Below are 24,853 nucleotides of genomic sequence, written 5' to 3'. Positions count from 1 at the left end.
CCCCGAGGGGTGATTCCAGAGGATATTTTTGTGAAGCCGATTTTTGAATATACAGACTACCGCGAATGGATACGTGACGCATTTGACGACTTCAAGCAGCGCAAGAGCGTCATCTCCTGGCGTTACATGGCGATGAAGCTCGGGGCGGACCCGGGCAACCTTTTGCGCGTATCCCAGGGAAAGATCCACCTCACGCTCTCTCTCGTGAAGCCCATGGCGGAATTCTTCGGGCTCGACGAGAAGGAGACCGCCTACTGGACCGAACTTGTTTGCTTCGGCCGCGCGAAGACGGATGCCGAGGCGCTGAACCATTACGAGAAGATGCAGATCCTGAAGGGAATCCCCCTCAAGAGGCTTGCGAAGAAGGAACTCGAGTTCTACCGCAACTGGTATTGCAACGCCATCCGCTCGATTATCGGCATCTGCAAGTTCAAGGACGACTTCGAGGGCCTTGCGGAGAGCTGTACGCCCCCGATTACGGTGGAAGAGGCCAAGAGCGCCGTAAAACTTTTGTATGATTTAAACATGATTTCGAGGGATAGGGATGGATACTGGAAGGTGAACGATACCTTCGTGAGTACCGGTGGAAACTGGCGCTCCGAGGCTGTCCGCACGTTCCAGAAGGAAACCATCCGCCTTGGCGGCGAATCCCTCGAACGCCATGCGCCTCCCCTCAGGGACATTAGCACGGTGACGATGACGTTCAACATGGACGACATCGCTCTCATCCGCGAAAAGATCAAGGAGTTCCGCAGCGAACTTCTGCGCATGTCGCAGGAAGGCGATGGCGACGATACGGTCTTCCAGCTGAATGTCCAGCTGTTCCCGATTGGATTTGCGAAGAAACTACAGGAGAAGGAAAAATGAAAAAGTTGCTTCTTCTAATGCCGATCGCCCTTATGGGGTGGTTCTGTTCTTCCGCGCCCGATGAATTTACGAAAGGTCCCGGCAGCGAGACGACGAACGGACTTGCGCTTATCGACGGCAAGCCTGCTTCCTATGCGTCTGTCGCGCTCCGGAAGGTCAACTTCCGCGCTTCGCAGGCTGTCGAGGAGAACGCCCTAGTGGTGGCCGACGGCTATGCAGACGAGAAGGGCGCCTTCGAGGTGAAGATTCCCGAGGAAGGCGAGTACCGCTTGACGGTGGTCCATCCGGATGGAGTCGCATTCTCCAAGGTCGTGACCCGCGCCGATTTCAGTGAAACGAACGACAAGGCTTCCCCCGACACGGTGAACCTCCTCGCGACCGCCCTGATGGCTGGAGTCGTGGATGTTCCCGAAGGCAGTTCCAATGTCTGGGTGGGCGTGCTCGGTACCGACGTGCTCGTGAAGACCGATTCGAACGGCTGGTTCGCGTTGTCCGCGCTCCCGGCGAACGATTCGCTGCACCTCTATTTCGTTGACGGGGACTACGACAAGACCCTGGACGAAAAGACCTTGTACCTGAAGCCCCGCGAATCCGTGCTGAAGGATTATCGCGCTCCCGATCCCGATGAAGGGAAAATCGTCGCGCTCCTGAAGGACGGTACTCCCGCTGCCTATGCGACGGTCGCCCTCCGTGCCGCGGATGCGATGGCCGAAGAATTCGCCGTCCAGAGCATGGTGGTGGATTCGGATGTCCGCACCGATGCGAACGGCAAGTTCACTATGGAATGGCCCAAGAAGGGTGATTTCCGACTGACGGTCGTTTCGGATGGCTTCGCGTTCTCGAAAGTCTTCGATGCGGAAGATCTTCCCGATCTCGACACTATCAGGCTTTCTGCAACCGCTTCCATTTCGAGCAAGGTAACGCTCCGCTCTACGACTGATTTCCTGTGGGTGGGCGTGCGTGGCCTCGACATGCTTGTGAAGACTAACGATGTGGGTGCCTACGTACTCCCGAACGTGCCTGCCGACGATTCGCTTTCCATCTACTTCGTCGCATCCGACAGCCTGAACAGCCTCTACACGGAATGGAAGACCTCCGTCGAACCCAGCAGTACGCAGTTCCTGAACCCGGTGAAGGTGCTGCAGGATTTCGAGAAGGATGGCGAAGGCTGGTACCTGAATATCGACCTCCTCAAGAAGGGTACCGAAATCAAGCCGGCCAACAATGTGGCGGAAGGTATCGTCTACGATTCGACCCGCAAGTCGAAGGTGTTCCACGGTACATACAAGCTTGCCAACGACGATTACGCATGGGCCCTTGTCGGAACGTCTTTCGAACACTACATGAATCTCTCCGAAATCGATTCCGTGGTGTTCTACGCGAAGGGCAACGGCAACATCAGGCTTTCGCTCGAGAACTATATCGATGATAGCAAGAACCTGAAGGCCGCGACTGAATGGATCCCGCTCTCCAAGGACTGGAAGCGCATCAGCGTGAACCCGGCAGAACTCTGCGTGGGTGCCGCGGCAACGGAAACTTGCTTCACCTCGTGGAGCGGCGTCAAGAGCTGGGTCAAGCAGTTCCACATCTTCGTGCAGGACGGTTCCGAGTTCTACATCGACGACGTGATTCTCTACGGCGCACTGTTCTAACGCACATGAAAATGTCCGAAAAGCCCCTGCTGGGGGCTTTTTTATTTGATATTTGAACAATGCCGCCATTGTTTGTAAACGCGAATTTAAGTATCTTTGGATTATGGAAAATCTTGAAAAAGAATCTGCTATAGCGCAGGACTATCTTGCCCGCATTGCCAAGGAAGCGGAAGCGAAATTTGACGAACACCTTCCCCCCGTAAGTGACCGCCCGTGCCGCCTGCACGAGGCTATGCGTTATTCCATGTTTGCTGGTGGGAAACGCTTGCGTCCGGGCCTTGCAAAGGCGACGTTCGACATGTTCGGCGGCAAGGGCGAGAAAATCTGGCTTGCGACATCTGCGCTCGAGATGCTCCACACCTTTAGCCTCATCCACGACGACCTGCCCTGTGTCGATAATGACGACTACCGTCGCGGAAAGCTCACGAACCACAAGAAGTTCGGGGAGGCGACTGCCGTCATGGCGGGAGACGCCCTGTGCGTGCAGGCTTTCGAACTGATGGGCAAGACGGGCGATGCCCAGGCGATAGAGCTGCTTGCCCACCTGCTCGGTACCTACGGCATGATCGGCGGCGAGATGACCGATATCGAATGCGAAGGCAAGACGGTCGACCTCGAAATTGTGGACTACATCCATTACCACAAGACGGCTGCCCTTATCGAGGCTTCGCTCCAGGTGGGTGCGATGCTGGCTGGCGCCGACAAGAAATCTATCGAAGCTATCCGCGATTACGGACGCTCCATCGGGCTTGCCTTCCAGATTGTGGACGACATCCTGGACATTGTTTCTACGACCGAGGAACTGGGCAAGGATGCCGGTTCCGACATCGAGAAGGGCAAGGCGACTTATCCTTCGCTGGTCGGACTCGAAAAGTCCCGCGAGCGTGCGCACGAACTCTACGAAGAATCTCTCCTTGCCTTGGATAGGTTGGACTGCGACACCTCCATCCTCCGCGCGATTGCCGCCTTCATCATTACACGGGTTAAGTAATGGAATTGAAAGACGTAAAGTCTCCCGAGGACATCAAGCACTGCTCCTTGGACGAATTGAACCGGCTTGCATCGCAGGTCCGCGAAACCATCATCGGGCAGGTCTCGAAGCATGGCGGGCATCTTGCGTCTAGCCTTGGCGTCGTGGAACTCACGCTTGCGCTCCATTACGTGTTCAACGCCCCGGACGACAAGATTGTCTGGGACGTGGGACACCAGGCTTACGTGCACAAGCTTCTGACGGGTCGCTACGACCGGTTCGACACGCTCCGTCAACAGGGCGGCATCTCCGGGTTCTTGAAGCGCTGCGAAAGCGAATACGACTGCTTTGGCGCGGGGCATGCTACCACCTCGATTTCTGCGGCGCTCGGTTTTGCGGTTGCCCGTAACCATTTCAACCGCAAGAACAACGTGGTGGCGGTCATTGGTGACGGCTCCATGACTGGCGGTATGGCCTACGAGGCCCTGAACAATGCGGGCGTCTCGAAGCAGAACATGACCATCATCTTGAACGACAACAAGATGAGCATCGCGCCGAACGTGGGCGGGTTCAGCAAGTACCTGAACCGCGTTATATCGGACCCGGTCTACAACAAGATGCGTTCGGACCTGGACCGCCTGATGAAGAGGCTTCCGGGTGTGCTCGGCAGCCGTTTCCGTGATTTGTTCCTGCAGGTGGAAACGGCCGCGAAGAATGCGGTGAAGCCCGGAACGTTCTTCGAGGACCTGGGCGTCCGCTACTTTGGCCCGATCGACGGCCACGACATTAACGAACTTATCATGATCCTTCAGAGGGTCAAGAACCAGCCCGGTCCCTGCATTGTGCACGTGCTTACCGAGAAGGGCCGCGGCCTCAACGCTGCCGAGAAGAATCCGACGAAGTTCCACGGTACGGGCCCGTTCGATCCCGAGAGCGGACTTCCGCTTTCGCCGGGCAGCCCGAATCCCTCGCTGACAAGCGTGTTCGGCAAGACGCTTTTGGAACTTGCGAAGAAGGACGACCGCATCATGGGCATTACGGCCGCGATGCCGACTGGCTGCGGCATGGATATTGTCGCGAAGGAACTGCCCGACCGTGTCATCGATGTGGGCATCGCCGAAGAGCATGCGGTTACTTTTGCCGCGGGGCTCGCCTGCGATGGCGTTGTTCCCGTCGTGGCAATTTATTCGAGCTTCATGCAGCGCGCCTACGACCAGATTATGCACGACGTGGCGCTCCAGAACCTGCATGTCGTTTTCGTCCTCGACCGCGCAGGGCTTGTCGGAGCCGACGGCCCCACGCACCATGGTGCATTCGACCTTTCGTTCCTGCGTACCGTGCCTGGCCTTACCATCATGGCTCCTAGCGACGAGAACGAGCTCCGCGACATGATAACGGCCTCCATCGACATGGAAGGCCCGGTTGCCATCCGCTATCCGCGTGGCACGGCGCTTGCCGAATCCCTTGCCCCGGTAAGCGACAAGCCTTTTGACGCGAAACTCCCGAAGGTCATCGAGCAGGGGAAGGATATCTTGCTGCTCGGTGCGGGATTCATGACAAACGAACTCAAGAAGACGGCAGAAATCCTGAAGCAGAACGGATACAGCCCGACGCTTGTGGATGCGCGCCTTATAAAGCCGCTCGATACGCAATCTTATCGGGGCCTGTTCGAAAACCACAAGGTCATCGTCACGCTCGAGGACAATACCCGAATCGGCGGCTACGGTTCTGCCGTGTCGGACCTGCTCGAGGATCTCGGCTATACGGACAAGAAGGTGTTCCGCTTTGGCTTGCCGGATTGTTTTGTGGAACAGGGCGAAATTAAGGAATTGTACAAACTACTTAAAATCGATGGCGAATCTGTCGCCAGACAGCTGATGGAAAAATTATGAGCGAAGAAAACAAGCGCACAGTGAGAACGACTTTGAACCGCAAGTTCGGAGTTAGCGAAAAAAGAGACGAACGTCGCCCCCGCCGTGACGACGATTCCCGCACGGATGCCGGCGACCGCCCGTTCCGCAGGGAAGAACGCCCTGTATTCAAGGGCTCCGACCGTCCGGGATTCCGAGGCGACCGCCCGCGCGGTTTGCGCGAAGACGGACGCCGCCGTGAAGATGGCGAAGGCCGCTTCAGCCGCGAACGCCGTCCCCGCAGCTTCGGGGATCGCCCCTTCAAGAAGCGCTTCGACCGCGACTCCCGTCCGTTCCGCGCTTCTGGCGACATGGGTGCTCCCGTGTACCGTCAGCGTCCCGAACAGAAGGCCGAACTTATCGACGAGAATATCGACGAATCCGTATTGGAGACTCGCGCCGCCCAGGCGGAACAGACTGTGTCTTCCGAGGCGAATCCGCCCTGGTTCCGCAAGCTCCTGGCCATTACGACCGAGAAGGGCCGCGAACGCGAAGGCCGCTTCCTTGGCGAAGGCGTGCATGTCGTTGACGAACTTGTCTCCCGTCATCGCGAAATTGTGATTGCCGTGTATGTCGTCGAAGGTTTCGAGGACGAGAACCTCATCGAAAAAATCAACGACGCCGAAGTCACGCTCCACGTGCTCACGCCGGAACAGATGAAACAGCTTTCCTCGACGGTTACTCCGCAGGGGATTATCGCCCATTGCCGCATCGCGAACACCAAGCCCGTCTACGAGGCGAGCCGCAGCGTGCTCACGCTCGTTGACGCCGTGCAGGATCCGGGCAACCTCGGGACGCTTTTCCGTACGAGTCTCGGTTTCGGTTCCAACGGCATGGTGCTCGGCCGCGGTACGGTGAGCCCGTTCAACCCGAAGGTGGTCCGCGGCTCCTCGGGCACGTTCCTGCGCGTTCCCTTCGAATTCGATATCGACCTCGTGGACCACATCAACTTCCTGCGCAGCAAGGGCTATACCATCATTGCGACGGACCTGCACGCAAAGCAGAGCCTGAAGGAAATTCCGAAGCACAAGCTCCGCAAGATGGCCTTCCTCGTGGGGAACGAGGGCGCAGGCACCAATCCGTATTTCATCGAGCTTGCCGACGAGACGGTGAAGATCCCGATGAGCAGCGAACTTGAATCCTTGAATGTTTCCGTGGCGCACGGAATCCTCAGCTACGAGGCCGCGCAGATTCAGGAGGAACTCAAGTAATGGCGAATTTCCACGAACTTCTCGAACAGAGAATCGCGAAGTGCGGGAACCCGGTATGCCTCGGCATGGACCCGGTCTTGAAGCTTATTCCGCTCGAAGGCAGCGCCGAAGAGAAGATCAAGCGCTTCTATTCCGACATTCTGGAATGCGCATTGCGCCGTAACGTGCAGCCCGCCGTGGTGAAACCCAACAGCGCCTACTACGAATGCGTGAGCGTGCAGGCGATGCTTGTGCTGCAGCAGCTGATTGCCGACTACAGGAGCGCGGGCATTCCCGTTATTCTGGATGCAAAGCGCGGCGACATCGGCAAGTCGAGTGCCGCGTATGCGACTGCCGCCTACGACGTGTACAAGGCAGATGCCGTGACGGTTTCGCCGTGGATGGGTGCCGATTCTGTCGGCCCGTTCATCCGCGAGAACTCCGAGAACGGCGCCTACGTGCTGCTCCGCACGAGCAACAAGGGTGCTCACGATTTCCAGGACATGACGGTCGTCCGCAGCGATGACCCGCGCGACAATGCGCAGGCGTTCTACTCCGTTGCTGACAAGATTATGGAATGGGACGGAAGTCTCGGGTACCTGGGTGCAGTCGTCGGTGCGACGCATCCCGAGGAACTCGAACAGATTACCGCCTACACGGTCGCGAAGAAGCACGAAATCCCGTTCCTGATTCCGGGCGTCTCGATTCCGGGAGTGCCGGGAGGACAGGGCGGCGACGCGAAGACCGTGCTTACCGCAATCGCGAACGGCGGCGGCAAGCGCAAGTTCCACGTGCTCAACAGTTCGAGCGGTCTCAATTTCGCATGGCAGCGCAACAACACGCCGGCGAATTTCGCGAACGACTGTATCGACGCTCTCGAAAAACTGGCCGAGGCCTGCGCGCTATAGGGAAGGCCTATGCGGTTCGTTGCATGCATCGTTCTTGCCGTAGCGGTTATCGCGCTCGCCTTCAACCTGGCGAAGCCGCTCCCGAACGCGCATTTCGATGAATCCTTCTTGCCGAAGGCTTCGTACGTGAAGTATGTCGCCGCTGGGAATGACGCCTCCGTCGCGGGGCTCCTCTGGATCAAGGGGCTTACGGACCTGGGCGAAAGCTTTCTCTCCGGCAAGGAATACAACCACCTGAGCCATGTGGCGAACCTCTGCACCGAACTCGACAGCCTCTTCTACACGCCGTATTACTTTGTCGGTAGCATCACTCCGATCGATACGCAGGACACCACGGACTTTATCGTGATGCGCCGTGCAATCAAGAACTTTCCGGAACAGTGGCGCCTTGCGGTCGGGTTCTCGCTTCGCCTCTCGAAGGGGCCCTTCCCTAACCCGCGTGCCGCGGCCGACGTGATGCGCCCTTACTTCGACAGTCCCGATACGACGATTCCCCAGCATATCCGCCTCATGTACCGCACGTTCGAACTCGATGCGGAACAGACGGAGACCGCGCTCGAAATGATCCTGAACGACGTGATGCAGCCCCGCTTCAAGAAGTTCCGCGAAAGCTTCTACAACAAGACTTTCCGTGTGCTGGGATACCGTGGCGTCGGCTCGAAGACTGGGGCAGATTCCACCAAGTACAACGACGTGAAGAATACTATCGATGCGTTTGCCGATGGAAAGTTGCCTCCGCCGTATGCGTTCCACCACCTGCTTTCGCTGAAGAAGGTGGAAGAACCGAAGGAAGCCCCGGCGGATTCCGTGATAGCCCAGCCGGATTCGGCGGCGGCTCCCGTAGCGAATTAAAAAATGTGGAAATGAAAAATGCGTCGGCTTAACCGGCGCATTTTGCCTTGAAAAGAAAAAGAGGTCTATTCCCCGCAGCGCTTTGCGTTGTTCGGGAGGCCCATCAGTTCGAACGCGTTCTTGCAACGGAGCTTGAGATCCTCGGCTTCCTTTGCCGGAGTGCTCTTGAGCTGTGAACGGTGGTAGAGGATAGTCGCGGTCATGTAGGGGATGTTGCCGCGGATGGACTTTTTCTCGGCTTCCCTGTAGAGCGAATCCGCGGTTCCCTTGCCCGAAAGGTCTGCCATGCGCGCCGCAGTCCAGGCGTAGAATCCGCCCTTCTTGTCGGAACGCTTCCCGACCATCTTGAGCGATTCGTCTGCGTCTTCGCTCCTGCGTTCTGCTGCCTGCGCGATGGCGCATTCGGAATAGAACGCCGCCTGCAGCGGGTCGTCCACCTTCTTTAACGAGTTGGGGTCTGCGGACTTGCAGAGGCCTAGTGCTTCGTCGAACTTGCCCTGCGCATTTGCGAGTGCCGCTTTCCCTTGGAGGAACAGGATTTTCGAGGTCTTGTCGAGAACTTCCTCGCGCACCTGGGCGAGCAGCGAATCGGCAAACGCGAAGTCGAGGCTCATGGTGCGGATTTGTGCCATGGCCATCAGCACGCGGGCTTCGGCCCGGAGATCCGATTCCTTGCGGCTGGCGAGCAATGCGCGTTCGAGCTGGCCGTAGCTCTTGGCTATCTTGCCTGCATCGAGGGAACGCTGCGCGCGGGACGAGAGAATGCCCGATTCCGATGCGCTTGCAAGCGTTGCGAGCGAAAGTAGCGCTGCGATGCCGAACTTGCGAATTACCATAGCGTCTCCACCATGAACGGTACGGAATCCTTGCTAGGCATGTTCCTGCGGATGATCCACATGTTCGAAATGCCGGTCATGAGGTCGTCGGCGTTCTGCAAGGTCTGTTCGGTCGATTCCATGAAATCCGAAAGCCCGGTGGTCACCTGGCCCACTTCCTTAAGCAGGCCGTCCACCTTGCCCATCGTGTTGTCGATGTTGCCCATCAGGCCGTCGACGTTGCCCATGAGCTGGTCGACCTTGCCGGGCAGGGGCTTGAGTTCGTTCATCATCCCGGATACGTCGTCCGTAATCCCGTCGACCTTGTGCATGAGTCCGGGAATATTGCTGTGCAGCGTGTCGAGCAGGCTGGAAGTCTTGAAGAGGGCTGACTTTCCGGCAAGCGTAATGTCGTTGAGGCGGTGCAACTGCATGTTCAGGTTGTCGTAGAGGGTGCGCGAACCGAAGAGTGCGCCGACGGTCGTTCCTGTGTCCATGGCCATGGCGACAAGTGTGTCCGCCGCATCGATAAGTTCGTTGACGCGACCCAGGAGTTCGTTCGTGGTTTCGAGTACGGTCTCGATATCTTGAGCCTTGCCCGGGGTGATGTAGTCGCCGTCGTCAAGAATTCGGCCCTTGCCCTTCTTGACGTCGATGTTAATGACGCGCGCCGAGATCAGGTTCTGGTCGCGGATGGCGTAGACCTGTGCGCTGTCGGTAATCCAGCTCTGGAACTGCTTGCGGATGACGAATTCCATATGGACGCCGTCGCCTTCGATTTCCATATCCGAAATCTGGCCGACGTCGACGCCGTTGATCTGGACGCGGGTGCCGGGTCGGAGGCCGAGCGCCTTTTCGAAAGTGCTGTGGAGGCTGTATTCTTCGACGCCGATCATGCCGCTGGCAAAGAGCTTCGTATAGAGGACAATCCCGAAAATCGTAACTGCAACGGTAAAGAACACGCCGACCAGGAGGCCGGAGAGTTCCATCCAGTTGATTTGTTTGACGGGCTTGAATATCATAGTGCGAAATATATAAATATTTATTTTCAGTGTGCAAAGGCGGTTTCGTGTTTTTTATTTTGCAGGGAAAAGAGAGGTTTTTATGGAATTTCTGGATTTTCTGGACGGATCGGTCACCCCTTACCATACGGTCGAGGGAATCAGGGCGCTTTTGTCGCAATCCAAGGCTGGAAAACTGAAAATTTGGGAACGTGGCGGTGCGCTCGTCGCTGTCCGGGAACCCCAAGAAGCCTGTGCGGACTCGAAGTTCAGGATTGCGCTTGCCCATACCGACTTCCCGGCGCTCAAGGTGACCCCGAACCCGGATGTGCGCTCGGCGGGTATCCAGACTCTCCATCCCGAAATCTACGGGAGCCCGATTTATACGAGCTGGCTCGACCGCGATCTGGGATACGCCGGAATTCTGGCGTACGGGGTTCGCGGAAAAATCGAGACGAAGGTGTTCCGTTCAGACAAACTTGTCCGCATTCCTCAACTGGCGGTCCACCTGAACCGCGGCGTGAACCAGGACGGCCTGAAGGTAAATCCGCAGACGGACCTGAATGCGCTGTGGACAAGCCGCGAGGGAGTGAGGTTTGTGGACGCGCTGAAAGGGGAACTGCCCGAAGGTGCGGAGCTGCTCGATTTTGACGTGCAGTTCTTCGATGCGCAGCCTGCACGGCTGGGCGGGCTCGATAATGAATGGATATACTCCGGCAGGCTCGACAACCTGAGTAGTTGCCATGCGGTTGCACTTGCGATGGCGAACGCCCCCGTGCCAAGGAAGGATTATCTGGTGGCCGCGTTCTTCAACAACGAGGAGGTCGGCTCCGAGACGCGCGAAGGAGCGGGCGGGAATTTCCTCAGGAGCGTCCTGGAAGAGGTTGCGCCGGATGTCTCCTTGAATAGGGCGCTTGCGTCTAGCCTTGCCCTTTCGATCGACATGGCGCATGCCGAACATCCGAACTTTACGCAGAAGCACGAGCAGAACCACGCCCCGATTCTGGGAGAGGGGATTGTATTGAAGACAAACTCGCAAAAACGTTATGCGAGCGATGTTTTCTCGAATGCGCGGTTCAAGATGCTCTGCAAGGAGGCGGAAATTCCGTACCAGACATTCGTGATGCGTAACGACATGCCCTGCGGCTCCACCGTCGGGCCCACCGTTTCTTCTGCGCTCGGAATCCCGACGGTCGATGTCGGGGAGCCCATGCTCAGCATGCACAGTATCCGCGAAATGACTGCGGTAAAGGATCACGAGAGCATGATTGGCCTGGTTTCTGCCTTGTATGGCCGCGAAATCTTGGCCTAGTCTTTTTGGCTTAATTATATTTGCAGACGCGTGATTGCTGATAAGATAAAATCGCTACGAGACCGGTTCCCTCGCAAGTCCTTGCTGGGACAGTTCCTCCGTTACCTGGTGACGGGAGGGCTTGCCTTTGTAGTGGATTTCGGGCTGTTCGCGCTTTGCCTTTATGTCTGCGAATGGCATTACCTGCTCGCGAACCTCGTGGGACTTGTGGCGGGGCTTGTGCTCAACTATACCATGAGCATCGTGTGGGTGTTTACCGCATGCGAGCGGACGCTCGAAAAGCAGAAGGTTGCCGAGTTTGTCCTGTTTGCCCTGGTGGGAATCGCGGGAGTCGGCATCAACCAGCTGCTCATGTACCTGATGGTCGATGGGCTTTCGCTGAACGAGATGGTGTCCAAGATGGTCGCCGCGGTTCTCGTGCTGATGTGGAATTTTGGGGCGCGAAAGCTTTTGCTTTTTAAAAAGAAGAAGGATGTGTAAAATGGCTCAGGAGAACGAATCGAAGAAAGTTGCTGTAATTGCGGGCGCCGGTCCTGCGGGACTTACGGCGGCACTGGAGTTGTTGCGTACCACGGACGTGAAGCCCGTGATATTTGAATCCGAGGATGTCATCGGCGGCATCTCGCGGACGGCTCGTTACAATGGCAACCGCATGGATATCGGCGGGCACCGCTTCTTCAGCAAGAGCGATACCGTGATGGACTGGTGGCAGGGAATTCTGCCGCTGCAGGGTGTCGCCTCGAAGGACGATATCGCCATCGGGCGCAGCGTGCCTCTGGTTGCCGGAGGCCCCGATCCCGAGAAGACGGACTACGTGATGCTCTGCCGCAGCCGCCTCAGCCGAATCCTTTTCCTCCGCAAGCTTTTCGATTATCCGGTGAGCCTGAACGGCGATACCATCCGCAACCTCGGGCTGTGGCGCATGTTCAAGATTGGCATGAGCTACATCAAGGTGCAGCTTTTGCCCGCCCGCAAGGAAAAGAGCCTCGAAGATTTCATGATCAACCGCTTCGGTGTGGAACTCTACCGCACGTTCTTCCGCGACTACACCGAGAAGGTGTGGGGCGTGCCGTGCAGCAAGATCAGCCCCGACTGGGGTGGCCAGCGCATCAAGGGACTTTCCATCACGAAGACCGTGGTGCACGCCGTGAAGCAGATTTTCGCCGGCAAGAAAAAGCCGGCCGCGGGGGCCGCGAACGGAGCGGACATCCGCCAGAAGGATACCGAGACGAGCCTCATCGGGCAGTTCCTTTATCCGAAATTCGGGCCCGGCCAGCTGTGGGAAACAGTTGCCGAGAAGGTGAAGGAAGCGGGTGGCGAAATTCGCATGAACGAGAAGGTGGTGGGCGTGAACCGCACCGCCGACGGCAAGCGCGTCGAAAGCGTTGTCGTGGAAAGTATGGACGGCACGGGCGTCGTCATGCACGAAACGGTTGCCTGCGACTATTTCCTCAGCACGATGCCGGTGAAGGAACTCGTCTCCGCGATGGATAGCGAAAATACTCCTGTGCCAGCCGATGTCAGGCGCGTCGCCGATGGCCTCGTGTACCGCGACTTCATTACCGTGGGACTCCTGCTCGACAAGCTGCTCATCAAGAATCCGGCAAAGCCCGGCTCTCCCGAAAGCAAGCTCAAGTTCGTGGCCGACAACTGGATCTATGTGCAGGAATCCGACGTGAAGCTCGGCCGCATCCAGATTTTCAACAACTGGAGCCCCTACCTGGTGGCCGACCCCGAGAAGGTGTGGATCGGCCTCGAATACTTCGCCACCGAGGGCGACGAGATGTGGCGCATGCCCGACAAGGACTTCATCAAGTTTGCCATCGAGGAACTCGACAAGATAGATGTCGCCCGTCCCGAAGACGTGCGCGATTCCGTGGTGTTCCACATCAAGAAGGCGTATCCCGCCTACTTCGGCACCTACGGCGAGTTCGACAGGATCCGTGAATACGTGGACCCGATCGAGAACCTGTTCCTCATGGGCCGAAACGGCATGCACAAGTACAACAACATGGACCACAGCATGCTCAGCGCCATGGAAGTCGTGAAGTGCATCCGCGAGAACTCCGCTGACAAGACCGCGCTCTGGAACGTGAACAGCGAAGAAGAATACCACGAAGGCAAGAAGTCGTAGACCATGAAACGCGTCGTAGCTTTTTTCAAGCTCCCTGAACTCTATTGCGCCCTGCTGCTCGTGGCCTGTGTCGTCACGGGCGTTGCCATGCGCGTCTCCATTGACAATGTCGTGTTGACCAGGGACGGCGATCCCGAAAGGGTGAGCTTCCCGGTTGCGCAAAAGATGGCGGACGGCGAACTGTTCCAGGTGGAACTGGATATCCACAATCCCTTTAACGCCTCATACGACCTGCGCGTCGTTCCGGATGACTGCGCAGAAAGCATTGTCGTGAACGGGGAAGAAGTTGACGTGTCGGGCTTCCACGACCGTTGCAATTTCTCGAAGGGCTTCCTCCTGAAGGATAGCGTGCTTGCACCCCACAGGGTCGGGGACAAGGCGCACTTTGCGTTCAGCCTGAAGAACAACGGGGGCGATGCGGGCCTGAACCTGTTTGTCTACCAGAGTTCGGCGGCTGCCACCGCTTCGAATGTGGGGGCGGTCCTGTTCTTTGCGGTCCTGTGCCTCCTAATAGGGCGCAGGCTCGGACTCCGCGGAGGGCTTCTCTTTGTTTTCTTCCTTGGCGTGGCTATCAGGACGGTTTTCTTTGCGAACGTTCCCTACACGACTTATTCGAACGATGTCGACGGCCACGTCGCTTACGTGCAGTACGTTCTCGAAAAGCATGCCGTTCCGGGAGTCGATGACTGCTGGACCTGCTACCACCCGCCTGTTTATTATGTGTCGTCGGTGCCCTCGTTCGTGTTTGGCAACGGGATAGGCGTGGGCGGCACTACGGGATTGCAGGTGTTTAGCCTGCTGCTCTCGGTGGCGACGCTCTTGCTTGGCTTGTTCTTCCTCAAGGGCTTCATGGGCGGCGCTGCACTCGGGCTTTCTTCGCTCTTGTGGACTTTCTGGCCGTTGATGATTCTTGTCGCGCCCCGCATTGGCAACGACCAGATGTTCTATCTGATGCATGTCCTTTGCCTTTGGGGTGGTATCAACTATCTGAATAAGGGGAAAGGCAAGTACCTGATTGTGTCCGTTGTCGCTACGGCGCTTGCGATGTGGACCAAGACGACTGCCGTGGTGACGCTCGGGACGACGTTCCTGTTTGCCGTGTGCGGCTATGTTCACAATTTCCGCCGGCTTACTGCGTCCAGGTCCGAGTGGGTGGCCTGGGGAATGTTTGTCGCCCTGATTGCCGGAATCCTCCTGCAGAAGTTGCTGGGCGATGCCGACCTGGTGGGCAATTCGAGCGGCCTGAACGGGCGGTTGAAGGTTGGCAACGAGGCGTTCAACTACATTTTCTTTGACCTGAAGTCCTTTGTGACGCATCCTTACACGAGTGCCTGGAACGAGGAATGGGGGCGCGAGTTCTTCTGGAATTATGCGTTCAAGTCGTCGATGTTCGGTGAATTCGAACTGGTGCGCAACGGGACCGGAAGGACGCTTGCAACCCTGATGAGCGTGTCTTTCCTCGGGATGCTCGTGTATGCTGCCCGCGGATTCTGGAAGGCGAGACTTGGCGCGATTCATTGGATTCTCCTTTTGCAGGGCGCGGCCTTCTTCGCTGCGCTCATGTTCCTGCGGATCAAGGTGCCGTATTCTTGCAGCAACGATTTCAGGTACATCGCACCGGTCATCTTGAGTTTCGTCCCGTTTGTCGGCTGGGGAGTTTCTCTAGAAGGGGCGTCGACCAAGTGGAAAGTGCTTGGTTATGCACTTGTTTCGTTGTTTGTCTTGAGCACGGCGATTTTGTATATTCTTGCCATGTAGAGAATACGAAGGCTTGAAAATGCGAATTTTTTTGATTTTAGTATGTGTGCTGTCGGTTGCCCTCTGGGCGCGGCCTATAAACGACGGCAATAAACTGTTCAAGAACGGCGACTATGCCGGTGCCTTGGAAAAGTACATGAAGGCCCGCGAGGCCGAACCCGCGAACCCGCTATTGTTCTACAATATCGGAACGTGCCAGTACAGGCTCGGCAATTACGAAGAGGCCAAGAAGGAACTCGAGAGCGCCGTGCGCATGCCCGATAAGGGTATGGCAGCGAAGGCCGCCTACAACCTCGCGAATACGTATTTCCGCATGGGCGAGAAGGCCGCCGAGGGTAGCGAACGCATTGCGGCCTGGCGCGAATCCGTAGCATATCTGAAAAAGGCAATCGACCTCGACAACAATTTCGAGAACGCGAAGAAGAACGTGGAAATTGTCCAGCGCAAGCTGAAGGAAGAACTCGACAAGCAGAAAGAGAACAAGGACCAGAATCAGGACCAGAACAACGACCAGAAACAGCCGCCGCTTTCCGACAAGGCGAAGGAAGTCCTGGCGCGCGCATTGCAACTTTGCAAGGACGGCAAGTACGCCGAAGCCAAGGAGATGCTCGAGAACCTGATTGCCGAGGACGAGACTGCGGGCCAGCTGAGCGGCCACGTGCAGCGCATCGACGACGTCATCGAAATCAAGGCCGGCCGCAAGCCCAAGGCGAAGATTGACGCGAGCAACACCGACAACGACCTGGAGGTGATCTGATGCGCGAAGAATTTAGACTTATGTCACCCTGGAGCGCAGCGATAGGGTCCATTGTGTTGATTTTGCTATTGTCCGCAGCAGCATTTGCCGCCCCGAAGAGCGCGAGCGCCTACTACAGCGATGCGGCCTTCCAGTACATCGAAAACCGCCTGCCTTCTGCCGAAATCACCTGCAACGAGGGCCTGCAATACTACCCGAACGACCAGAAGCTGCAAATGCTTCTTGACCGCATCAAGGAAGCCAAGGACGAGCAGAAGAACGAGAACAAGAAGAACGACAAGAACCAGGACAATAACCAGGACCAGAATCAGGATCAAAATAAAGATCAGAATCAGGACCAGAATAAGGACCAGCAGAACCAGGACCAGAACGGCGATGGCAATTCCAGCGGGTCTGAGAGTTCTTCGAGCCAGGGCGATGACCAAAACCAGAATCAGAATGGCGGTGGCCAGTCCAGCAGCAGCCAGGGCGGTGAAAGTTCCGACAGCAATGGTGGGCAACAGCCTGAACAGCAACCCGAGCAGCCGCAGGAAAATTCCAGCGACAGCCAGGGTGGCGAAGAACCCCAGGAACAGCCCGTGCAGATGGGCGAGATGAGCCCCGAAGAGGCTGCACAGCTCCTGAAGGATTTCGACGAGCAGAACGGCGAACGCAAGCCCTGGAAACCCATCCGCGGGCAGGCTAGACCTGCGAAAGACTGGTAAGGTCAACCGAAATCAACCTCAGTATGTCATCCCCGACCTGGTCGGGGATCTTTTTTTAGGATTTAGCAACCCTCACCCTCCATTTATATATATTTACGAAACAAACTAACCCCCTCTCTACCTAGCGTTTTTATATGGCTATCAAGAAGAACGAACTCTACTCTTCTCTCTGGGAATCTTGTGATAAACTGCGCGGCGGCATGGACGCTAGCCAGTACAAGGACTACATTCTGACGCTCCTTTTTGTGAAGTACGTGACCGACAAGTTCAAGGGTCAGAAGTACGCCGATATCAACGTTCCTGCAGGCGGTAGTTTTGATGACCTCGTCGCGCTCAAGAACAACAAGGACATTGGCGAAAAGATGGACAAGGCCATCGCGAAACTCGCCGAAGCGAACAACTTGACAGGCGTCATCGACAATGCAAAGTTCTTCGACAATTCCAAGTTCGGTAACGGCAAGGACATGGTGGATACCTTGACCGGCCTCGTGTCTATCTTTGAACGCCCGGAATTCAACTTTAGCAACAACAAGGCGGGCGGCGACGACATTCTGGGCGATGCCTACGAATACCTGATGCGTAACTTCGCTACCGAAAGCGGCAAGAGCAAGGGCCAGTTCTACACCCCGGCAGAAGTCAGCCGCATCTTGGCGAAAGTCATCGGCCTTGGGAAAGTCAAGAACAGGAACACCACCATTTACGACCCCGCATGCGGTTCGGGCTCGCTCCTCATCCGCGCAGCCGACGAGGCCCCCTTCGACATCGCCATTTACGGCCAGGAAAAAGAAACCACGACGGCGGGCCTTGCAAAAATGAACCTGGTTCTCCACAACAAGGCAAGTGGCGAAATCAAGTCGGGCAACACGTTCTCGAACCCGCAATACCTGGACAACGGCGCTCTGAAACGTTTCGACTTTGTGGTCGCGAATCCTCCGTTCTCGCTCAAGAACTGGACCGACGGCTTACAGGAATTTGGCCGCTTCGACGGCTATGACGATCGCCCGCCCGAAAAGAACGGTGACTACGCCTGGCTTTTGCACATCCTCAAGTCGCTCAAGCCCACCGGCAAGGCGGCAGTGATTTTGCCCCACGGCGTGCTGTTCCGTGGCAACGCCGAAGAATCCCTCCGCAAGAACATCATCGACCGCGGCTACATCAAGGGCATTATCGGGCTCCCCGCGAACCTTTTCTATGGCACGGGCATTCCCGCCTGCATCATCGTGATGGACAAGGAAGACGCAGCCGAACGCCAAGGAATGGGCGGCGGCATATTCATGATTGACGCAAGCCACGACTTTGTGAAAGACGGCCCCAAGAACCGCCTGCGCGAACGCGACATCCACAAGATTGTGCAGACCTTCGTGAACCGCATCGAAGACGACCCCAAGTACGCGCGCTTTGTCCCGATGGAAGAAATCAAGGTCAAGAACGGCTACAACCTGAACATCCCGCGTTACATCGACAGCGGCGACGCCGAAGACGAGCAGTCTATTGACGCCCATCTGAACGGCGGTATCCCCGCGGGCGACGTGGATTCCTTAAAACGCTACTGGGATATTTTCCCTGGCCTCAAGAGCAAACTCTTCAAGAAATTCCGTGCGGGCTATTACCAGCTCAAGGTAGAAAAAGACGAAATCCGTGGCGCAATCTTCAACGACGAAGAATTCAAGGCCTACGCCGAACAGATTGACAACGCCTTTGACGCATGGCTCAAGAAGTCTTCCAAGAAGTTGATGAACATTGACGGCACGGTTGATGTGAAGAAGTTTATCATAGAACTTTCGGAATCGCTGATAGACGAATTTCGCCACATTGAACTCGTGGACTTTTACGACGTTTATCAGGTGTTGCTCGCCTACTGGCAAGAGACCATGAGCGACGACGTTTTCGTGCTCAAGTACGACGGCTACATGGCCGGTGCCGAAATCGTGAAAATCTTCAAGAAAGAATCTAAAAAGGACGACGGCAAGAAAAAGGCCGAGCCCAAGGAAATCGGCTGGGAAGGCAAACTCTTGCCCAAGACCGTCATCGAGCGCGTTTACTTTGCCAAGGAACAGGCCGAAATCGAACGTGCCGAACAAGTTGTCGCCGAAAGCGAATCCAGGCTCGAAGAATTCGTGGAAGAAAACAGCGGCGAAGGCAGCGTGCTGGCCGACTACGCCAAGGAAGAAAGCGAAGACCTGGACGCGAAGAAAATTGCCGCCAAGCTGAAGGAACTGAAAAAGCAAAAGGCAAGCAACAAGAGCGAAGAATACGAAGTACTCGCCAAATACACCGAACTTGCCGCCACCGCGAAAAACCAGGCAGGCATCGTCAAGGAACTGAACAAGGCGCTGGACGAATCCGTCAAGAACAAGTATGCCGAACTCACCGAAAAAGAAATCAAGGACCTGCTCGTAAAACAGAAGTGGAGCTTTGATATTTTCGAAGGAATCAAGAGCCTCTACGACACCACCAGCCACAAGATTGCAACCCGCGTGACCGAACTCGCCGACCGCTACGAAAACACGCTCCCTGACCTCGAAGCAACCGTCGCCGACTACGAAACCAAAGTCAAGAACCACCTCAAAGAAATGGGATTTGAGGTATGATCAAGACAAGAGACGAAAGATTGTCATCCTGGAGCGAAGCGATAGGATCCACATGCGTCATCCTGAGCGGAGTGTAACGGAGTCGAAGGATCTAGGGCTTAATTTATGAAAGAAACGAAATTCAAACAGACTTTGGTTCAGACGAAAGACGAGAGACGAAAGACGAAAGAGGGCTCTCGTCATTGCGAGGAGCGTAGCGACGTGGCAATCCAGAGCGGTTTTAAAATGACTGAAGTCGGAATGATACCGAACAATTGGGAAATAAAACCATTGAAGGATATCGCAGGCTTAAAAGCCGGAAAAATGACTTCTTACAATGATTTCAATCCAAAATATCCTTGTTTTGGTGGTAATGGAATTAGAGCCTATTTGTCTCATTATTCTCATGATGGTATTTATCCAATTATTGGGCGTCAAGGTGAGTTGTGTGGAAATGTTAATTTGGCAAAAGGAAAATTCTACGCCACAGAACATGCTGTTGTTGCATCTCCTAAAAAAGATATTGATGCCATATGGTTATATTATCAATTGACGGCGCTAAATTTAAATCAGTATGCAACGGGCTGTGCACAACCAGGATTGTCTGTTGAAAAAATTAATGATGTCTATACGCAAGTTCCTCCCACAATAAAAGAACAACAGTGCATTGCAAGCGCCCTCTCCGACGTTGACACCCTAATCGCGAACCTAGAAAAACTCATCGCCAAAAAGAAAAACATCAAACAAGGCGCAATGCAACAACTCCTCACTGGCAAGAAACGCCTCCCCGGATTCGCCCCCGCCAAACCTACCTACAAACAAACCGAACTCGGAAAAATCCCCGCTGATTGGGAAGTGAAGAATTTAAAGGAATGTGTATCGTCCTTCATTGTTCCCATGAGAGATAAACCAACGCTGCTAAATGGACCAATCCCATGGTGTCGTATTGAAGATTTTGATGGAACATATCTTTATGGCTCAAAATCTAATCAAGGCGTTGATTTAGATACCGTTAAAAAGATGAATTTAAAAATTTATCCTGTTGGGACTCTAATTGTTTCATGTAGTGCTTACTTGGGGAAGTGCGCTATTGTCGGAAAAGAATTGATAACAAACCAAACTTTTATTGGTTTGGTTCCAATGAAACAAACGGATGTTTCTTTTCTCTATTATCGTATGACATCTGAAGAAAAAAGATTAAACGATATGGCGACAGGAACAACTATTACATATTTGTCAAGAGAACAGTTTGAAAATTTTGAGGTAATTTTTCCGTCATCTTTAAAAGAACAAACCGCTATTGCAAACGTCCTCAGTGACATGGACGCCGAAATCTCGGCCCTCGAAACCAAACTCGCAAAATACCGCACCCTCAAAACCGGCATGATGCAACAACTCCTCACTGGAAAAATCAGGTTAGTGTAAAGGAGATGATATGGCGGAAACTGCAAAACTAGTCAGAAACAATGCTACAGATAAGGTAGAAGGGTTTCTATATCAGTTTTATACAGCCCTTGATTATTGTTTTGAGTTGAAGCCGGGCGAAAAACTCTATATTGAAAAATATGGAGACATAACAATAGAAAAAATTGCACAAATTGAAGTAAAAAAATACTCTAATCCTCTAACGAATGTTCATGATAATTTTTGGAACACGCTTTTCAATTGGTGTCACGATTCCTTCCATCCCGAAAACTACAAGTATCTTGCTTTATTAACCACGCAGCAAATAGGGTCAGAATGTTTATTTAAAGGATGGAATGAAAAATCTTTAGAAGATAAACTAGATATCATTATTTCTATTGCCAAAGATTATTCTGAAAAAAATAAAGATTCTACATCAGATCCAATAATTGCCAAAAGAAAGCATATGTTATCGATAATTTCCGATGAAAAAAGAGACCGGTTAAACAGTGTTTTAGAAAAATTCAGAATCATAGATTGTGCGTTGGGGTTTGAAGAAATATACGAATCTATGAAAACGAAGTATGCACGGCATATTCTAGAGGAAAATCAAGATTTATATTTGAGTACTTTACTTGGTTTTGTAATAAATCCAAAAATTGTTTCAAATAATTGGGAAATTTTATGTGAAGATTTCTCAAAAAAAGTTCAGGATTTATCTGGAATTTATCAAGCTCGCACAGTTGTATTTCCTAAAATAGAGAAATCCTTTTCTCAAGAAGAAATTGAAGAAAAAAAAGGTTCATTGTTTGTAAAAAAGATTGATGATATTAAATATGATGAAGATGTAAAAAACGAAGCAATTAGCCATTACTTATACACAAATAACTTATTATTAAAAGATTTGGCTAGTTATAAATTACTTCCCAATGTGATGTCAAGTTATGAAAATGAGTTGTTGGATTCTTTTAAAACAAAAAGAAGGCGCTATTTTCGTAATGCCTCCCAAAACCCAAATCCAACAAATATTATAAACGAATCACAGAATTTCTATGACGACGTAACAGGAGAAGCCGCGCAGCCATTTGTCAATTTTAATGACACTCCTAAAAGGTTTAGAAATGGTTTTTATCATATTATGGCCGATGAAGATGACGATAAAATTGTATGGTTGTTAAAAGAGGAGGACAATGATGATAAAACGATTTGAGTACCTCTACACAATTTACAACAACGCATTTAAATACACCCCAATCATATATTCTTTTTATAAGGAATATCGTGGTCAGGATAAAGATATTTTGTTGTCTTATTTGATTCTTCCGCTAGTATTGAGTGAAGAGTCTAAGAAATCATTGATTAAATCAAAACCTAGTAGCAGTATTTACACTTTTTGTAGAAAAAAGGAAAACTTGATTGGGCTTCCTCAAATGGTAAAAGAATATAAGCTTATTACGAATGAATGCATTCAATATGGATGTGATAGAGGAATGTTCGATATTTCTGATTCACTACATGTATCAGCCATTGAATCGTCTAATAGCGTTTCTTTCGAAGATTCTGCGGAATTTAAAGCGGCCGCAAAGTTAGCCAACCTCATAAAAACAACAGATATTCCTACTATTTACAGGTATTTAGGAGTTGCCGAATTATGAAAAGTTCTGTTAAATACATAGGTGTTATCGATAATTCTGGGAAAAAACATATAATCGAGTTTTACGATGGCGTGAATGTTATAACAGGTCGGTCATCAACGGGCAAAAGCGCAATAATCGAAATATTTGATTACTGTTTCGGCAAAGATGATAATACTATTCCACATGGAGTCATTACAGAAAATGCTGAGTTGTATTTCTGCGTAATGTCTGTTAATGATGGATATCTTGTTTTGGCTCGAAAAGCAACGCCTAAAACAGCATTCCTTCGATATGAAAGTTCCATGCCTTCTATAGAAGGTTTGACTAGGGATTATTTTTCTAATGACTATTTTTTGGCATTGGATGTTTTTAGAAATTCTTTAAATAGTTATTTTAATTTAAAGGTCTTAGACACAGATGAAGATTTAGAGGCTAGGTCTTTTAGAAGATACAATGCGAAGGCTCCATGTGCATCTGTCAGGCATTTCGTTTCATTCATGTTACAACATCAAAATATGATAGCAAATAAGCACGCCTTATTCTATCGTTTTGATGAAAAAGAAAAACGAGATCAAACTATTGACCAATTCAAGATATTTTTGGGATTTGTTGACCAAGAGTATTATCTAAAAAAACAAGAATTGGCAGATGCGGAGCGAGCATTAAAGAAGTTAAGGCTGAAAAAAGAAATACTTGATCAGAATTTTTCTAATGTGAAAAGCTTATTAATTGAGCTTCTTAATCAATATGCTTATATTACCGGAAAGAATCTTATAGCAGACAATATTGATCAAATTATATCAAATCCCGCCAATTGTTTAGAGATGATAAAAGCACAAGCAGTTGTTGCGGAAGATAATACAGAAATTTTTGCAGAGCAATACGAAAAACTAAAAAAGGAATATGATGATATTGATTCTAAAATACAACAAAAGAATCTAGAGTTAGGAAGAATTCAAGAAAATATAAATAATGCTAATAAATATAAAGACTCTTTAAATGGTATTAGCTCTTGCGATTCCGCTTATGTTACGGCATCTGAGTGTCCGTTCTGTAAAAATCAAAATAAAGGTATTTTAAAAGAGGTTAATAAGCTACAATCTGCTATAGAGTGGCTAAATGGTGAATTGCGAAAAACACCCGTATTGGCAGAATCATTTCTTGTAAAGCAAAAAGCTTTAAAGCAAGAACGTGATGTATTGAAAAAAGATCTATCGCGTTGCCAAAAGTTAATTACAGATATGGAAAATGTTCAAAAACAGGCGAGAGAACGAAGATCTCGCTATGAACAAGCTGTAAATGTTAAGGAACGAATTGTTGCTACTATTCAAGAAAAACTCATCGGTAATGAACCTGAATTATTAGAAGAAATAGACAAATATGAGAACTCAATTAAAAGAATAAATAAATTTTTAAGCGATAATTACAATATTGAAAATAAGATGAAATCCGCAGAAATCGCCATAAATAAAAATATGAATGTGATTGGCGGAAAGTTAGATTTTGAGCAGACATACAAGCCTGTTAATTTAAATTTTTCATTAGATACTTTTGATCTTCATTTTAATGTTAAAGGCAAACCTGTTTATTTGCGTTCTGTAGGTAGTGGGGCCAATTGGTTAGCATGTCACATCTCGCTTTTTACAGGTTTGATAAAATATTTTTGCCAACAAGGTGCAAGTTGTTTAATTCCTCCTATTCTGTTTTTAGACCAACCAAGCCAGGTATATTTCCCAACTTCAACAGACATTGCTACTGAATTTGACGCAAAGAAGCTTAAGGAAGCAGAGGGAAAAGAGGAACAAGTTGACTCTGATCTCAAATCGGTTACAAACTTATATCAGCAATTAGTTAAATTCTGTAAAGAGACTTTTGAAGAAACGAACATAATGCCCCAAATTATCATTACCGATCACGCTGATAATTTAAAGTTAGAAGACTGCGATTTTGACAAGGATTTAGTGAGAGGTCGTCGCTGGAGAGCGAAAAACGAAGGGTTTATAAAAATTGGGGATTAAAAATGTTTGTTTATATTGATGAGTCAGGAAGTACCGGTCGAAATATTGCAGATGAAAATAGACCTCAATTTTATCACCTTGCATTACTTTCAAGGAATGATCTTGATTCAGATGAACGGATAAAAGATTTCCTTAATGGACATAAAATAGAAGAACTTCATTCTGTTGAAAAACCAAGCGTGCTGGAATCTGCGTCTTCAATTATTCTTCAAATTCTTGAAGAAAATAATGCATCCTTTTTCTTTGGTGAAGTGAAAAAAACTTTTTTTGCCTATGCGAAAATTTTTGATACATTGTTTGATAATGAAGAAAACATTGGAGCTAGATGGGAAACCTACCAAGTCGCTCCGCTAAGATTAATGCTTTTTTGGGGTAGTGTCAAGGGTTTTTCGCA

General features: G+C 51.8%; 21 protein-coding genes. 19 read left to right on the top strand and 2 right to left on the bottom strand.

Annotated elements, in window-relative coordinates; all coding sequences use genetic code 11:
• Nucleotides 1–30 precede the first annotated feature (30 nt).
• The 7 genes from B4A77_RS01495 (at nt 31) to B4A77_RS01465 (ending at nt 8,349) form a co-directional block, all read left to right on the top strand.
• The gene (locus B4A77_RS01495; RefSeq protein ID WP_173381745.1) at nt 31–867 is read left to right on the top strand and encodes a TIGR02147 family protein; all 837 of its coding nucleotides are present in this window, start codon (nt 31–33) and stop codon (nt 865–867) included.
• On the top strand, nt 864–2,519 hold the full coding sequence (locus B4A77_RS01490) for a hypothetical protein (RefSeq protein WP_290737675.1): 1,656 nt from the start codon (nt 864–866) through the stop codon (nt 2,517–2,519). The genes B4A77_RS01495 and B4A77_RS01490 overlap by 4 nt, the downstream gene beginning before the upstream one ends.
• 103 nt (nt 2,520–2,622) lie before the next feature.
• Nucleotides 2,623–3,510 carry a polyprenyl synthetase family protein gene (locus B4A77_RS01485; RefSeq protein WP_173381743.1) on the top strand — a complete coding sequence of 296 codons (888 nt, stop codon included), beginning with the start codon at nt 2,623–2,625 and terminating at the stop codon, nt 3,508–3,510.
• Nucleotides 3,510–5,381 (top strand): 1-deoxy-D-xylulose-5-phosphate synthase, encoded by a 1,872-nt coding sequence (dxs, locus tag B4A77_RS01480; RefSeq protein ID WP_290737672.1) that lies wholly within the window; start codon nt 3,510–3,512, stop codon nt 5,379–5,381. The genes B4A77_RS01485 and dxs overlap by 1 nt, the downstream gene beginning before the upstream one ends.
• Nucleotides 5,378–6,610, top strand: coding sequence for a TrmH family RNA methyltransferase (locus B4A77_RS01475; RefSeq protein ID WP_290737669.1), 1,233 nt, complete (start codon nt 5,378–5,380; stop codon nt 6,608–6,610). Before dxs ends, B4A77_RS01475 begins: the two co-directional genes overlap by 4 nt.
• On the top strand, nt 6,610–7,497 hold the full coding sequence (gene pyrF, locus B4A77_RS01470) for an orotidine-5'-phosphate decarboxylase (RefSeq protein ID WP_290725505.1): 888 nt from the start codon (nt 6,610–6,612) through the stop codon (nt 7,495–7,497). The genes B4A77_RS01475 and pyrF overlap by 1 nt, the downstream gene beginning before the upstream one ends.
• A gap of 9 nt (nt 7,498–7,506) precedes the next feature.
• On the top strand, nt 7,507–8,349 hold the full coding sequence (locus tag B4A77_RS01465) for a hypothetical protein (RefSeq protein WP_290735312.1): 843 nt from the start codon (nt 7,507–7,509) through the stop codon (nt 8,347–8,349).
• A 65-nt stretch (nt 8,350–8,414) separates the two neighbouring features.
• On the opposite strand, the gene B4A77_RS01460 is transcribed toward B4A77_RS01465, so the two are convergent.
• On the bottom strand, nt 8,415–9,185 hold the full coding sequence (locus B4A77_RS01460) for a hypothetical protein (protein WP_173381737.1): 771 nt from the start codon (nt 9,183–9,185) through the stop codon (nt 8,415–8,417).
• On the bottom strand, nt 9,179–10,186 hold the full coding sequence (locus tag B4A77_RS01455) for an MlaD family protein (protein WP_290737665.1): 1,008 nt from the start codon (nt 10,184–10,186) through the stop codon (nt 9,179–9,181). The genes B4A77_RS01460 and B4A77_RS01455 overlap by 7 nt, the downstream gene beginning before the upstream one ends.
• Before the next feature lie 82 nt (nt 10,187–10,268).
• Between B4A77_RS01455 and B4A77_RS01450 the strand changes: the two genes are divergently transcribed.
• The 12 genes from B4A77_RS01450 to B4A77_RS01395 form a co-directional block, all read left to right on the top strand.
• A complete protein-coding gene (locus B4A77_RS01450; protein WP_290737662.1) occupies nt 10,269–11,477 on the top strand; it encodes a M18 family aminopeptidase in 1,209 nt (402 codons plus the stop codon).
• Between the two features lie 30 nt (nt 11,478–11,507).
• Nucleotides 11,508–11,957, top strand: a complete 450-nt coding sequence (locus B4A77_RS01445; protein WP_290735323.1) for a GtrA family protein — start codon at nt 11,508–11,510, stop codon at nt 11,955–11,957.
• Nucleotide 11,958: 1 nt separating this feature from the next.
• Nucleotides 11,959–13,611, top strand: a complete 1,653-nt coding sequence (locus B4A77_RS01440; protein WP_290737658.1) for an NAD(P)/FAD-dependent oxidoreductase — start codon at nt 11,959–11,961, stop codon at nt 13,609–13,611.
• 3 nt (nt 13,612–13,614) lie between these two features.
• Nucleotides 13,615–15,369 carry a glycosyltransferase family 39 protein gene (locus tag B4A77_RS01435; protein WP_290737655.1) on the top strand — a complete coding sequence of 585 codons (1,755 nt, stop codon included), beginning with the start codon at nt 13,615–13,617 and terminating at the stop codon, nt 15,367–15,369.
• Between the two features lie 46 nt (nt 15,370–15,415).
• Nucleotides 15,416–16,126: a tetratricopeptide repeat protein gene (locus B4A77_RS01430; RefSeq protein WP_290737652.1), complete on the top strand. Its 711-nt coding sequence runs from the start codon at nt 15,416–15,418 to the stop codon at nt 16,124–16,126.
• A complete protein-coding gene (locus tag B4A77_RS01425) occupies nt 16,126–16,830 on the top strand; it encodes a hypothetical protein (protein WP_290729472.1) in 705 nt (234 codons plus the stop codon). Before B4A77_RS01430 ends, B4A77_RS01425 begins: the two co-directional genes overlap by 1 nt.
• Nucleotides 16,831–16,964: 134 nt before the next feature.
• Nucleotides 16,965–19,421 (top strand): type I restriction-modification system subunit M, encoded by a 2,457-nt coding sequence (locus tag B4A77_RS01420; protein ID WP_290737649.1) that lies wholly within the window; start codon nt 16,965–16,967, stop codon nt 19,419–19,421.
• Between the two features lie 105 nt (nt 19,422–19,526).
• Complete coding sequence (locus B4A77_RS01415) at nt 19,527–20,825, top strand: restriction endonuclease subunit S (RefSeq protein ID WP_290737645.1); 1,299 nt, start codon at nt 19,527–19,529, stop codon at nt 20,823–20,825.
• 10 nt (nt 20,826–20,835) lie between these two features.
• Nucleotides 20,836–22,014, top strand: coding sequence for an ABC-three component system protein (locus B4A77_RS01410; protein WP_290737642.1), 1,179 nt, complete (start codon nt 20,836–20,838; stop codon nt 22,012–22,014).
• Entirely contained in the window at nt 21,998–22,459 is a 462-nt protein-coding gene (locus tag B4A77_RS01405) for a three component ABC system middle component (protein WP_290737640.1), read from the top strand. The genes B4A77_RS01410 and B4A77_RS01405 overlap by 17 nt, the downstream gene beginning before the upstream one ends.
• Nucleotides 22,456–24,459 (top strand): DUF3732 domain-containing protein, encoded by a 2,004-nt coding sequence (locus B4A77_RS01400; RefSeq protein WP_290737637.1) that lies wholly within the window; start codon nt 22,456–22,458, stop codon nt 24,457–24,459. Before B4A77_RS01405 ends, B4A77_RS01400 begins: the two co-directional genes overlap by 4 nt.
• Nucleotides 24,460–24,461: 2 nt before the next feature.
• On the top strand, nt 24,462–24,853 hold a 392-nt coding region (locus tag B4A77_RS01395; protein ID WP_290737634.1), incomplete at its 3' end, for a hypothetical protein.

This window comes from Fibrobacter sp. UBA3718 (genome assembly GCF_002371935.1).
Taxonomy (GTDB): Bacteria; Fibrobacterota; Fibrobacteria; order Fibrobacterales; family Fibrobacteraceae; genus Fibrobacter.
This window is presented reverse-complemented; position numbering and strand designations above follow the sequence as displayed.